Raw genomic sequence first — 13,161 nt, 5'->3', positions numbered from 1 at the left:
CCCTCTCACCTTCGAGCATTTATCGATATGAAACGAGCATCGCGCGCCGCTGGCGTCTCTAGATTTATCCTGCTGGGCCTGGGCGTCGTCATCGCCCTGCTCGGCGTGGCGCTGGCCGTTGGCGGCGCCAGGCTGGTCAGCCTGGGCGGCTCCTGGTACTTCCTGATCGGCGGCCTGGCCATGGCGGTTTCCGGCGTGCTGATTGCCCGGCGCAAGCCTGCAGGGGCGTGGCTGTTTGCGGCGTTCCTGGTGGGCACCGCCGTTTGGGCGGTGGCGGATGTGGGCCTGGTGTTCTGGCCGCTGTTCTCACGCCTGTTCATGTTCAGCGTGATTGGCTTGGTGGTAGCGTTGGTGTACCCGCTGCTCGCGGGCAAGCCGGCGCGTGGCGCCTATGGCGTTGCCGCCGTATTGGCCGTTGGCGTGGCCGTTGCGGCGGGCAATATGTTCGTCGCGCACCCGAGCGTCGCCCCTACCGGCGCAGGCCCGGGCGTGACGCCCGTGGCCTCGGCCGATGCGCAGAAAGACTGGGCGCACTACGGCAATACCGAAGGTGGCAGCCGCTTCGCCGCGCTGGACCAGATCAACCGCGACACCGTCAACAAGCTGAAAGTAGCCTGGACTTACCACACCGGTGACGTGGCCATCAGCGACGGCAACGGCGCCGAAGACCAGCTCACCCCGCTGCAGATCGGCAACAAGGTGTTCATCTGCACCCCGCACAACAACCTGATCGCCCTCGACGCCGACACCGGCAAAGAGCTGTGGAAGAACGAAGTCAACGCCAAGTCAGCGGTGTGGCAGCGTTGCCGCGGCATGGCTTACTTCGACGCCACCGCGCCGATTGCCGCGCCCACCCAGCCCAACAGCTCGCCGATCATCGCCGCCAGCGTACCGGCCGGTGCGCAGTGCCAGCGTCGTTTGCTGACCAACACCATCGACGCGCGCCTGATCGCCGTAGACGCCGACACCGGCAAGTTCTGCGAAGACTTCGGCACCCACGGCCAAGTGGACCTCAAGGCCGGCCTGGGCGACGTCCCCGACAGCTACTACCAACTGTCCTCCGCCCCGCTGATGGCCGGAACCACCGTGGTAGTCGGCGGCCGTGTGGCTGACAACGTGCAAACCGACATGCCTGGCGGCGTGATCCGTGGTTTTGACGTGATCACCGGCCAGATGCGCTGGGCCTTCGACCCGGGCAACCCAGAAGACAAGCAAGCCCCGACCGCCGGCAGCACCTACGTGCGCAGCACCCCGAACAGCTGGGCGCCGATGTCCTATGACCCGCTGATGAACACGGTCTTCCTGCCGATGGGCAGTTCGTCCACCGACATCTATGGCGTGGAACGTACCCAGCTCAACCACAAATACGGCGCTTCCGTGCTGGCGCTGGACGCCTCCACCGGTGCTGAAAAGTGGGTGTACCAGACCGTCCACAACGACCTGTGGGACTTCGACCTGCCGATGCAACCCAGCCTGATCGACTTCACCCCACCGGGCAGCGACAAGGCGGTGCCTGCTGTGGTGATCGGTACCAAGGCCGGCCAGATCTACGTGCTCGACCGTGCCACCGGCAAGCCGTTGACCGACGTGCGTGAAGTGCCGGTCAAGGCCGCCAACATCCCTAACGAGCCTTACTCGCCCACCCAGCCAAAATCCGTCGGCATGCCGCAGATCGGCGCGCAAACCCTGACCGAATCGGACATGTGGGGCGCCACGCCGTACGACCAGTTGCTGTGCCGCATCGACTTCAAGGGCATGCGCTATGACGGCCTGTACACCGCGCCAGGCACCGACAAATCTCTGAGTTTCCCGGGCTCCCTGGGCGGCATGAACTGGGGCAGCCTCTCCACCGACCCGGTGCATGGCTTTATCTTCGTCAACGACATGCGCCTGGGCCTGTGGATCCAGATGGTGCCGTCGCAGAACAAGGCCCAGGCCTCCTCCGGTGGCGAAGCGCTGAACACCGGCATGGGCGCCGTGCCGCTCAAGGGCACGCCGTATGCGGTGAACAAAAACCGCTTCCTGTCGGTGGCCGGCATTCCGTGCCAGGCACCACCGTTCGGCACCCTGACCGCCATCGACATGAAAACCCAGAAGATCGCTTGGCAAGTGCCGGTGGGCACCGTTGAAGACACCGGCCCCCTGGGCATCCGCATGCACCTGCCGATCAAGATTGGCCTGCCAACCCTCGGCGGCACCCTGTCCACCCAAGGTGGCCTGATCTTCATCGCCGGCACCCAGGACTTCTACCTGCGCGCCTTCAACAGCGGCAACGGTGACGAAGTCTGGAAAGCCCGCCTGCCCGTGGGCAGCCAAGGCGGTCCGATGACCTACGTGTCGCCCAAGACCGGCAAGCAGTACATCGTCATCACCGCCGGCGGCGCACGCCAGTCCACGGACCGTGGCGACTATGTGATCGCCTACGCCCTGCCATAACCCCTTCTGTTTGCGCGGCGCCTCCCCCGGCGCCGCGCTTTTTTTTGGAAAATTTCGCATGACCCCCACTTCTCAGATTTCCCTTGGGCGCCTGTTGCTTGGCCTGGCCCTGGGCGCCGCCCTGCCCGTGCAAGCCGATGACACCACCTTGACCGGCGACTGGGGCGGCCTGCGCCGCGAACTCGACGAACAAGGCATTCGCTTCACCGGCGACTACAGCGGCGAGACCGCCTACAACGCCGAGGGCGGCCTGCACCGCTCGGCGCGCTACTCCCAAAACATCAAGCTCGGCGTGCAGTTCGACCTGGGCAAGCTCTACGGTTTCAATAATGGCGACCGCATCCAGGTCACGATCAACGACCGTCGCGGCAACAGCGCTTCAGAGGACCTGGTGGGCAACCGCCTGCCGATCCAGGAAAACTACGGCGGCCTCTACACCCGCCTCACCGAGCTGAGCTACGAGCGCACCCTGTTCACCCCGGCGCTCAACGTCAAGCTCGGCTACATGGCCATGGGCAACGACCTTGGCGGCCTCGACAGCGGCATCCTGTGCAACTTCATGAACGCCGGTTTCTGCGGCCACCCGCTGAACATGTCCGGTGGCAGCGGCTGGACCAACTACCCGAACGCACGCCTGGGTGCGCGGGTGAAATACGACTTTTCACCAAACTGGCAACTGCGCGTCGCCGCCTTCAACGTGGACCCGGACAGCAACGGCAACTCCAGCCGCGCCTGGCGCCTGGACCCGAAACGCACCACCGGCACCGTGGTTCCGATCGAGCTGGTCTACAAGCACGCGGGCACCCTGCCGGGTGAATACAAGGTGGGGTATTACTACGACAGCTCCGACGTGAAACGCATCGGTAGTAAACAGGAAGTCAGCGGGCGCAGCGGGCATTACCTGCTGGTCGACCAGGCGGTGTGGGCTTCGGAGTCCTCTGCCGGCCGCGTGTTGCACGCCTTCGGCCAGTACTCGGCAGCAAGCTTGGCCGCATCACCCTTCACCCGGTGGTATGGCGCGGGCGTGGTGCTGTACAAGCCGTTCGAAGGCCGCCCGCGCGACACCCTCGCCCTGGGCTATGGCCGCGCCGTGCCCAACCCGCGCAGCCGTGACGCGCAGGAACTGGCCGCGTTCAACGCCGGCACCGACTACCCCAACCTGAACAACGCCGAGCAGTTGATCGAGCTGAGTTACGGCTACCAGGCCACGCCGTGGCTGACCCTGCGCCCGGACGTGCAATACATCATCGAGCCCGGGGCGTTTTCCGGCAGCGACATCGACAATGCCCTGGTGCTGGGGTTGCAGGTCAAGGCGAGCTTCTAAGGCGCCTCAGTAGTAGATGATCTGCACCACCATAATGGCTTCGAACGCGCCGACCTGAGGGTCCCCCTGGGCCACCACCGTTGCGCTGAACGGCACATCGATGTGGCTCACATTGGCGGCAAAGGTGGCCAGGGGGAACGGTTCGTTGATGGGCACCAGTGCGTTACGCCCATCGCGCACCTGAATGCCAAACCCGCTGTCGGCCGTCGGCAACACCGTGTACAGGCCTTGCTGGTTGGCGGTCACGAAGGTGGCGCCGACGTTGATGGCGCTGCTGCACTTTTTCTCCAGGGCCAGGCTGAACGGCTTGGTTGGGCTGGGCGGAGACAGCCCCGTGGCGGTTTTCTGGATCACGCCGAAATCGACAATGCCCGGTTCCGGCGTCACCGTGACGTCGACCGTGCACGCCGTGCCGACAATGTTCTGCAGGCCGCTGAGCTTGAAGCGGAAGTTGTTGAACGGGTTGCCCACCCCACCGTTGAGACCGTACTGGCCGTCAAACTGGAAGACGTCGTAGGTGTCCTGGGACGGGCGCTGCAAGGGCAGCAGCCCGCGCTTGCGGATCACCACCTGAAACGCAATGTTCGGCGTGGCCAATGAACACGGCAGCATCTCTTCATTGTTGGTGGCCGCCGGGCAGCCACGAGACACGAACCCGGTATTGACGCCCAGGGTCGGGTCGGAACTCCAATCCCCATCCCAGGCCGTCACCTGCCGGTACACCAGGCCGAACTCGATGCCCCAGGCCGTGGCATTGAGCCCCGCGGGGTTGCCATAGAAATAGATCGGGTCGTCTTCGTTGAAGTGTATGTCCCGCAGCTTCCAGCACTTGGCCGGCACCACATGGGTTTGCGAGCGCCAGATGATCGTACCGTCGGGCACTGTGTCCGGCACCGACACCGGGCCGATGTATTCGCTGAGAAAATCGCCGTCGGACTGCGACTTGCAGATCAGGGCCCACGACGCGCTGGAAAATCCCAGCATCAGCAGCGCCAACCCCACGCTCAGCAGTGGTTTGATGTTCACGGTTTCACTGCCTTGCACGCCTCGGCTGCGCACTGGAACAGCGTGTCGGTCTGGCCGCCGAAGTCATTCATGTTCGACACCCGCAGTTCACCGAGAGCGGTGGTGCTCAACGGCAACCGTGCGCCACTGAACGGCGCGATCATCACGGTCTCGACCGGCAGCTTGGTCATCTGCGGCCCGGCCAGCAGGCCCACCACGGTGATATGGAACGGTGACGGGTTGTCGATCAGCAGTTGCTTGCCGATGGGGTCGATTTTCAGGTTCAGCCGCTGGGCCAGGTCTTCACCGCGCTCACGCTTGACCGACGCCGGGCGGTAGAACAGCTTGATCTTCGATTGCAAGGCAATCTGCATCGCGTTGACCGCCTCGCTCTTGGGCGGGATCTCGCGGATATTGAGGTAGAACACCGACTCGCGATCCTTGGGCAACGTGGCCTCGGGCAGCTTCACAATGCGTAGCATGCTGCTTTCATTGGGCTCGATGCGTTGCAGCGGCGGCAGCACCATGAACGGCGAGCTGATTTTTTTGCCGCTGGCATCTTCGATCCACGACTGCACCACAAAGGGCAGTTGCAGGTTCTTGTTGCTCACGGTGACGCTCACCGAGGTGGCGCCCTCTTCGTAAATCACCCGGGTGCGGTCGGGCACCACGGCGGCATTCGCCAGCAATGGCACACAGACCAGCACCAGGCGGGCAAAACGGTTGAACATCAATCGAGACATCAGGGTGCTCCAAAAGGGTTGAAAGAGGGTTCACAAACACCGCACCGACGCGGCGATATTGGTGACAACGTCTGCATCGGGCAGCACCTCAAGGGCGCAGGACTTGCTGTCGTCCCAGCGCGCCACCAGTTCGGCGCCGGTCTTGGCGCCCAGCAAATAGGTAACGCCCGCCTCCCCGACGATGCCCACTTCCTTATGGCTGTGCTTGTCCTGCACCGATGCGCCAAAAGGCACCGGCCGGCCGTCTTGCTGGATCAGTTCGACATAGGCGTTGTGGCCTTGGGCGGCGGTGAAACTGACGTAGCCGATGGCCCCCTCCGTCAATGCCAGGCGCTGGATCGGGTTGGAAACTTCGGTCTTGAGCGGCAACTTCTCCAGATTGACCCGCGCCTCATACGCCTGGAACGACGGCAGGCCGTCCATCACCGCGTAGCCCTGCGCGTTGGTGCGCGCCTGGCCGGTGAACGTCACGTCCGGTACGCCATCGGTGGACACCAGCAACCGCGTGTCCCCATTCGAGCCATTACCGTGGGCGGTCACGCCATAACGGGTCACCACCAGCGAGCTGTCGAGTTCGCCGGTGAGCGAACGGTAGGTGCTGCCATCGGTGGTCGCCGACGCATTGGCGCGATAGGTCGACGCACGTTGGCCCACGTAGGCGTTGACGTATTTGTTGTCGCCCAACCCGCCATAGACCTGGTAGTTCATGCCTTCGCCGTCATCGTGGCTGAAGCCGACGTTGGCAGAGGATGTGCCCGAACTGCCGCGCTGGAAGTTGCTCGACATCATCGAGCGCCCGCCCAATGGAATGCTCACGCCCAGGTAGAGTTGCGAGTCGCTGTTTTGCGCGTTCCGGGTCTGGTACGCCGACAGGTTGAGGTTGATGTTCTTGACGTTGCCCAGGGTGAAACTGCGCGCCAGCGTCAGGCCGAAGCGGTCCGAAGGGGCAGCGTCCCAAAAGGTCGAGTGGTCGAAGGACAGGCTCGTCGACAGCCAGGAAAAACGCTTGGCGAGCATCACCGAATAGCGTTGTTTGCCCGAGTTCAACGCGTAGGAATCCGGATCGCCGACAAACTGCGAAAAATTGGTGAAGGTGCGGTCGGAAAAGCGATAGCCGAGAAAGCGCAGGTCGGTGCCGATGGCGTCGAAATGCTTGGAATAGTTGATGCGGTAGGAGTTGCCCACCGCCGTCTCACCGGTCCAACGTAATTTGGCGCGCGAGGTGGTGACGTCTGCCGACACCGCGCCGAACACCCCCAGGTCGCGGCCCACACCCACGGCGCTGGACAAGTAGTCGGTGGCCGCCAGCATGCCGCCGTACACCGTCCAGTCGCGGGACAAACCGTAGGCCAGTTCGGAGGCAACAAAGCTCGGTTCGGTGCCGCCCCTGCCCGTCAGGCGTGGCTGGCCCGCCGAGAGTTTGTAGCGCAACTCGCCTTCGCGGGCGAGGAACGGCACAGCGGCGGTGGTGACGGTAAATTTCTGCTCGGTGCCGTCTTCTTCGCGCACGGTCACATCCAGCGTGCCTTGCACACTGCTGTTGATGTCCTGGAGGCTGAACGCACCCGGGGTCACCGTGGTGGAATACAGCACGCGGCCTTGCTGCGACACGGTCACCGTGGCGTTGGTGCGCGCCAGGCCGCTGATCAGCGGCGCGTAACCGCGCAGGTTCGGCGGCAGCATGCGGTCGTCACTGCTCAGGCTCGCGCCGCGCAGGGCGAAGGTGTCGAACACGTCGGAGTTCAGGTAGTCCTCGCCCACCGACAGTTTCGAGTGGATCGACGGCAGCGCGCGATAGGCATACAAGCGGTTCAGCTGGAACGCCTGGCCATTGTTGCCGCCGCCCTGGTTACCGGTGACCTGTTGGGCCTGGTAATCGGCACGCAGCCGCCAGGCATCGACGTTCAGGCCTGCGGTGCCGTAGCTCTGTAACGAGGTGGAGTCGCCGCTGGACGCCGAGCCGGTGGTCTGGCGGCTGTTGGCGATTACCCGGTAATCGAGCAACGCGCCATCCAGCCCTTCGCTCCAGGAGGCCGGCGGGATGTAATTGGGGTCGTCATATTCGAATGACGCCTGGGGCAGGCTGATCAGCAACCGTCCCAGGTTCTGGGCGTAGGTGACGCTGGCGTTTTCGATCACGCTCAGGTCGACACATTGGCCATCGGCAATGCGTGGCAGGCGCTTGAACAGGTCGGGCTTGAGCCCGAACGTCTCGACCAGTGACAGCGGCAAACAGGCATAACTTTGTTGCGGTTGATCACCGCTCTTGAATTCAATGGAACGTGTTCCGAAATAACGTTGATTAACGACGATATCCAATACGTAGGTGCCCGGCACGGTGTAATGCGCATGAGTAAATTGTCCGAGACTGACGCCGTCATGACCGTCAATATTTAAGAACTCAGTATTAAACTCCAGGGCATAGGTATAACCCGCGCAAGGCAGTAATACGCAAGACAGAATAAGTGTGCGGCAGTACACGGGCGTTACCCTTTTATCAGCACCGAGACAGACAATAAAAAAGGGGCTTGCGCCCCAAAGTGTTACAACACCAACAACGAACACTGATAGACAAAACCTGTCGTGAGCGGGTTTACCCCGCGCGGCGTTAGTCCAGCCACCTCATTCCAACTAAAGACACTCAGGACCTGTGCCGGCGCAGCGCGGGGCGAGCCCGCTCACTACATGATCAAGGGCGAACCCACCCGCGCACGTATCAGTTGTAGGCGACGGTGAAGTTGGCAACGCTGTCGGCTTCACCGGTGGTGACGGAAGCGGCGGTGGCTTCGTACATCGCGGCGAAGGTGACGGTGTTATTGCCGTCTTGCAGCACTACCGGTGCGACTTGCTCAGTGCCGTTGTCCAGCATTTCGCCAGCGCTGGCCTGCAGGCGGATGCCGACGTTCTGGGCCAGGCCGGTGGTGGCGAACAGGCCAGGAACCACAGGGTCTTGCACGCCGCTGAAGGTGAAGCGGGCGTTCTTCTGGGTGGAGGTGTCGCACTCGGTCAGGACGATGTCGAACTTGGTCGGGGTCGAACGATCACCAATAGCCTTGAACTGGTTCGACGGCACTTGGCCCAGGGACACGGTCTGGTCCAGAGAGTTGGCATCGATACCGCAAGCGCCGGAAACGATTTCACCAATGAAGCGCACGGTGCCCGGGTTGCCGGTGGCCGGCGTGGCAGCGTTGGCGAACGAAGCAAGACCCATAACAACAGTAGCGGCAGTAACAGCAACAAGCTTTTTCATGAGTACAACTCTTGAATTAATAGTGGGATTGGCACAAAGATGCTGGAGCCTTAATACACAACCCTGCTGCATCACTAGTTCCCCCGCCAAACAACATTCATCCGTTAAAACAACTCAAGTATCAGCTTGAGTGTTTTCGTTGTTCAGTCAGTTAAAGTGCGGCCAACATCATCGGTATTCAATAACTTCAAACATCTGTAGTGCGGGACAAATAATGCGGTGTATGCGGAAGTTGAAATGTAAGCTCGTTCCGCTCGGACTGTAGGAATTTTCCCTGGGACACCCATTACAGATTTGTCCTATTGCGCCTCATGGCGCCGCACAAGTCGCCGCCATCACACGGTACCCATCCACCGGTTCGGTCTTGCTGATATCCAATTCGAACGTGCAACGTTGCGCGTTCTTTTCGCCCCACTTCATGCTGAACCGGGTGCCCTCACCCACCGCCATCAACACCTGCCCGGCCTGCCCGACCACGCCGACACTCAGGCCCTTTGCATCCAGCACCGAAGTGCCGAACGGTGGCAGGCCGCCGTCAGCGAGGCGCACCGTGGCTACGACTTTCTCCGAACGGCTGGCGGCGAATGTCGCCTTGACCACGGCACCGCGACGCGGCACCACATTGGTTACGCCGTCCTCGATGTCCACCTGGCTGTCCAGCTCGCTGGTGTCCAGTGCCACACGGTTCTTGCGGTACGGCATCACATACGGCACCAGCGCGTAGCCCTTCTTGTTGGTCAAGGTGCCAGGGGCGTTGAGCACACCCACGTTCGGCGTGTCCTTGATTTCCACCAGGGCTACCGTTTCACCCAGGCTCTGCCCGAATTCGACACCATCGCTGTGGGCCAACACCGAACCTGCCGCACTCACCGACGTCTGGCGGTAGCCACTGCCCACGCTGACGCCAGCGCCCAACTGGGCAAAGGGTGCGCGGTAGCCAATCAGCGCCGAGCCGTTATTGCCGGCGTTGTCCGAACGGTTGGCGTTGACGTTGTACGTCATCTCGCCATCGCGCCCACTGAGGCCCGCGCGCTGGTCCAGGCTGCCGTCGGTGTTGCGTGTGACGGCGTAGGTGGCGGTGCTGCGGGTCTGGCCGATCGGCATCGACACGGTGAACACCACCTGGTTGTTCTGGCCGTAGTTGTCGGTCAGGGTCTTGCTGGCATAGGCGCCATAGGTCACGCCCTTGTACTGGCTGCTGAAGCCCAGTTGCATCTGCTTGTCCTGGCGCGACGAGCCCCAGTAGTTCTGCTGGCTCATGTTCAGGTAAAACGAACCGGCACTGCCCAGCGCCTGGTTGATGCTCGCCTCGACCTTGGAGCGCCGGGACAGGTTGTAGTAGCTGTCGGGCTCTTGCAGGCGCACGGCCTCGTCAAAGTCCCGGTAGCCTTCGGTGGAATAGCGATAACCGGCAAAACGCACCGAGGTACCTGTCTCGAAAGCCTTGCCGTAGCGCAGGCTGACACTCTGGCCATTCTGTTTGCCTGCCGGGTTGCCGGACGCCTGCGGCACTTCGGTCTTGGCTGCCGTCACGTCCATCGACACCGCACCCAGGCTGCCCAGGCTCTTGCCCATGCCGACCACGCCGGCGTTGTAGAAATTGGCGCCGAGCAAGCCACCGTACAGCGTCAGGTCGAACGGCAAGCCATAGGCCAGCGAGGCCTGGGCAAACGACGGGCGCTGGCCGCCATCGACAGCGTTGTACTCGCCGACGGTCATGCTGTAGCGCCAGGTCTTCTCGCGCAGCATGTTACCCAGGGTCGCGTAAGGCTGGGTGAAACGTCGTTCGCGGCCGTCGGCCTCGGTAATCACGATTTCCAGGTCACCACTGCCGGAGGCGGCGTTGAGGTCATCGATCTCGAACGCGCCCGGTGCCACATAGGTGGTGTACAGCGAGTAGCCGTTCTGGCGCACTTCGACCTTGGCCTGGGTTTCCGCGATACCGCGAATGATCGGCGCATAGCCCTGCATCGAGTCCGGCAACATGCCCATGTCCGAGGCCAACTGCACACCGCGAAACGGGATGCTGTCGAACACATCCCCCGGCGTGAAACTTTCGCCCACGGTCAGCGTGCCCTTCAGGGCCGTCACGTCGCGTTGTGCATAGGTGTTGCTGCGCTGCCAATCCTGCTTGCCCTCCTCGTCCTGGCGGAACGACGAACTGGTACGAAAGCGCCAGTCGCCCAGGTTGAAACCGCCGTTGCTGTAGAGGTTGTATTGCGTACCGCTGCCCCGCGCGTTGGATTGGGTCTGTGCCGCCGAGAACTGATAGTTGAGCATCGCAGCGTTTATCCCGCTGTCCCATTCCTGCGGCGCCACGTAGCCGGCCGCGTCACGGCGCAAAGCGATCTGCGGCACGCTGATGTCCAGGGCCAGGTGGTTGGCGTCGAAGCTGACCGCAGCGCCGTCCACCAGCGCCGCGAGGTCGATGCACTCGGGCAGGCTTTCGCCGGGCACCTGGAACGCGTCCAGCTTGACCCCCAGCTCAGTGAGAAACGCTGCCGACAGGCACGCCCGCACGTCGCCGGTTTTTTCGTCCTGGCTGAAGGTCATGTCGCGGCGATCAAAAAAGCTCTGGTTCAGGCGAATGACCACCGGGTAGGTGCCAGGGCCGAGGCTGCCGCTGTTGGCAATCGCATCCAGGTCCAGGTTCGGCCCGGCATCGGTGCCACCAAAGGATTGCATGAAGCTTGAGTCAAACTTCACTGCGTCATCGGCCTGCGCCACACCGGCCATCAACGCAGCCAGGATGGCGGCGGACAGGCGCAGCGGGGCAAACGGCAGTGAGGACCAGTCGAGGTTCAGGGCATCGATTCGCATGACAATACTCAATGGGCTGCCATCACGTTGCCGGGGCAACGCGGGAGCACCTTCGCAAGGACAAGAAAAGTGGGATCAGGGCGTGCGGGTCAGCGCGACTTTGGTTGGTTCGCTGTAGCCGCCGTAGTCATTGATGGCGGAGAACATCACCTCACCGCCGCTGCCACTGAAGCCGGGCAAGGCATAACGCTGGCTGCTCATCGGCGCGACCATCTTGGGCTCGTCGACTTCCACGCTGTGTGCACCGGCCAATACCTTCACGCCGATGAAGGACACGTGAAACGCCGACGGGTTGTTGACCACCAGCACGGTCTTGCCCTGCTCCTGCGCAAGGCTCCAGCGCAGTTGTGGCAGTGCGTCCAACGGGTTGCCCTTGAGGCTGGCCGGGCGATAGAACAGCTTGATGCGGGTGCGCATGGCGATCTTCAGGGTGTTCTCGTCGGCCTTGCCGGCCACCGGGATTTCCTGGGCGTTGAAGTAGAACACCGACTCGCGGTCTTCCGGCAGCGCGCCCGGGACTTTCTGGATGCGCACCATCTGCTCTTTGCGCGGGTCCAGGCGAAACAGGGGCGGCGTGGCCACGAAAGGCGTTGCGCTGGTGTTGTCGTCAGCCTCGGTGTTGATCCAGGTCTGTACCGCATAGGGCTGTGTGGTGGTGTTGCCGACGCTGATGGACGCATCGCGCTTGCTGCCGTCGAACACGATACGCGTGCCGCCGAGCATCACACCGGCCTGGCTTGCGGTGCCAACCAGCGTCGTGGCGAGCAACACGGCCAGCATCGCTGTGGCTTTGAATGGGGTCGCAAAACGTTTCATATCGGTCATCCTCTTGGCGCCCCAACCTGGCTGGGCTGGGGCGTGTCACAGGGCTTACTGGTAGTCGACGGTGAACGCGGCCTTGGCGTTGGCCGGGCCCGAGGTCGCAGCACCGGTGGCGATGTAGTTGGCGGTGAAGCGCAACGGTTGGGTCAGGTCCAGGTACGGCGAGGACTCCAGGCCCAGTTGCACGTCCTTGCCGGTGGCGTCCTTGATCTGTACGGCGACGTTGGTAGCCACACCCGGATCCGGGGTCAGGCCGATCCACTGGCCGCTGGCGCCGGCGTTGCCGCTCAGGGACAGGAACTTGACCACGGCTTTCTTGCCGGTGACGCTGCAACCTGGCGCGGTGGTGTCGATGGTCAGGGTGAACGCACCGCCACCGGCGACTGCGCCAGCGCTTGCCAGGGAAGTGGCAGGGACGCTGCCCAGGGTCACGTCACCCGCGCCGGCCGAACCGTTGAGGTCCGATACCACCACCGGGCAGGTGTTGTCGGTGACGCTGCCGATGAAGTTGATTTCGCCATCAGCGGCCAGGGCCGCTTGCGAAGCACCGCCCAGAACCAGGGCCAGGGTCAAACCTTTGAGAGCGTACTTTTTCATGATCACATCCACAGTAAAGAGAGGGGTTATCTGTGCGCCTGCAGGAGGCATCCAGACGGAGCGACGGGGCTACCCGACTGCGGGTCAGCGCGTTTCGTCTGGTGTCATTATTGGAAGTTGGAGGGGTACACCTATGTAGGAAACGTCCTTGTGGTTGTAGGAAA

9 protein-coding genes are annotated in these 13,161 nt (G+C 62.7%); 2 read left to right on the top strand and 7 right to left on the bottom strand.

Going from position 1 to position 13,161, the window contains the following annotated elements; translation table 11 throughout:
- The first annotated feature begins 27 nt into the window (after positions 1–27).
- Both AC07OV_RS08280 and AC07OV_RS08275 read left to right on the top strand, forming a co-directional pair.
- A complete protein-coding gene (locus AC07OV_RS08280) occupies positions 28–2,436 on the top strand; it encodes a glucose/quinate/shikimate family membrane-bound PQQ-dependent dehydrogenase (RefSeq protein WP_495092003.1) in 2,409 nt (802 codons plus the stop codon).
- 58 nt (positions 2,437–2,494) lie between these two features.
- Positions 2,495–3,760, top strand: a complete 1,266-nt coding sequence (locus tag AC07OV_RS08275) for a carbohydrate porin (RefSeq protein WP_495092002.1) — start codon at positions 2,495–2,497, stop codon at positions 3,758–3,760.
- Between the two features lie 6 nt (positions 3,761–3,766).
- Here AC07OV_RS08275 and AC07OV_RS08270 read toward each other — a convergent pair whose 3' ends face one another.
- The 7 genes from AC07OV_RS08270 to AC07OV_RS08240 form a co-directional block, all read right to left on the bottom strand.
- Positions 3,767–4,786: a fimbrial protein gene (locus tag AC07OV_RS08270; RefSeq protein ID WP_494996772.1), complete on the bottom strand. Its 1,020-nt coding sequence runs from the start codon at positions 4,784–4,786 to the stop codon at positions 3,767–3,769.
- The gene (locus AC07OV_RS08265) at positions 4,783–5,508 is read right to left on the bottom strand and encodes a fimbrial biogenesis chaperone (RefSeq protein ID WP_494996771.1); all 726 of its coding nucleotides are present in this window, start codon (positions 5,506–5,508) and stop codon (positions 4,783–4,785) included. Before AC07OV_RS08265 ends, AC07OV_RS08270 begins: the two co-directional genes overlap by 4 nt.
- Positions 5,509–5,538: 30 nt before the next feature.
- Positions 5,539–7,989 carry a fimbria/pilus outer membrane usher protein gene (locus AC07OV_RS08260; protein ID WP_495092001.1) on the bottom strand — a complete coding sequence of 817 codons (2,451 nt, stop codon included), beginning with the start codon at positions 7,987–7,989 and terminating at the stop codon, positions 5,539–5,541.
- Positions 7,990–8,224: 235 nt separating this feature from the next.
- Positions 8,225–8,758: a fimbrial protein gene (locus tag AC07OV_RS08255; RefSeq protein ID WP_176997650.1), complete on the bottom strand. Its 534-nt coding sequence runs from the start codon at positions 8,756–8,758 to the stop codon at positions 8,225–8,227.
- A gap of 309 nt (positions 8,759–9,067) precedes the next feature.
- Positions 9,068–11,578, bottom strand: coding sequence for a fimbria/pilus outer membrane usher protein (locus AC07OV_RS08250; protein ID WP_495092000.1), 2,511 nt, complete (start codon positions 11,576–11,578; stop codon positions 9,068–9,070).
- Between the two features lie 75 nt (positions 11,579–11,653).
- Positions 11,654–12,394 carry a fimbrial biogenesis chaperone gene (locus AC07OV_RS08245; RefSeq protein WP_176997648.1) on the bottom strand — a complete coding sequence of 247 codons (741 nt, stop codon included), beginning with the start codon at positions 12,392–12,394 and terminating at the stop codon, positions 11,654–11,656.
- Positions 12,395–12,448: 54 nt separating this feature from the next.
- Positions 12,449–12,997, bottom strand: coding sequence for a fimbrial protein (locus AC07OV_RS08240; protein ID WP_176997647.1), 549 nt, complete (start codon positions 12,995–12,997; stop codon positions 12,449–12,451).
- Positions 12,998–13,161 lie beyond the last annotated feature (164 nt).

The organism is Pseudomonas sp. GW821-FHT09A09, from assembly GCF_059418405.1.
The sequence above is the reverse complement of the archived record's forward strand: the minus strand, read 5'-3'. Positions and strand labels throughout refer to the sequence as shown.

Coding starts and splice junctions, on each gene's coding strand:
- AC07OV_RS08250 (WP_495092000.1), bottom strand. CDS start 11,578: ATGCGAATCGATGCCCTGAACCTCGACTGGTCCTCACTGCCGTTTGCC.
- AC07OV_RS08245 (WP_176997648.1), bottom strand. CDS start 12,394: ATGAAACGTTTTGCGACCCCATTCAAAGCCACAGCGATGCTGGCCGTG.
- AC07OV_RS08265 (WP_494996771.1), bottom strand. CDS start 5,508: ATGTCTCGATTGATGTTCAACCGTTTTGCCCGCCTGGTGCTGGTCTGT.
- AC07OV_RS08255 (WP_176997650.1), bottom strand. CDS start 8,758: ATGAAAAAGCTTGTTGCTGTTACTGCCGCTACTGTTGTTATGGGTCTT.
- AC07OV_RS08280 (WP_495092003.1), top strand. CDS start 28: ATGAAACGAGCATCGCGCGCCGCTGGCGTCTCTAGATTTATCCTGCTG.
- AC07OV_RS08275 (WP_495092002.1), top strand. CDS start 2,495: ATGACCCCCACTTCTCAGATTTCCCTTGGGCGCCTGTTGCTTGGCCTG.
- AC07OV_RS08240 (WP_176997647.1), bottom strand. CDS start 12,997: ATGAAAAAGTACGCTCTCAAAGGTTTGACCCTGGCCCTGGTTCTGGGC.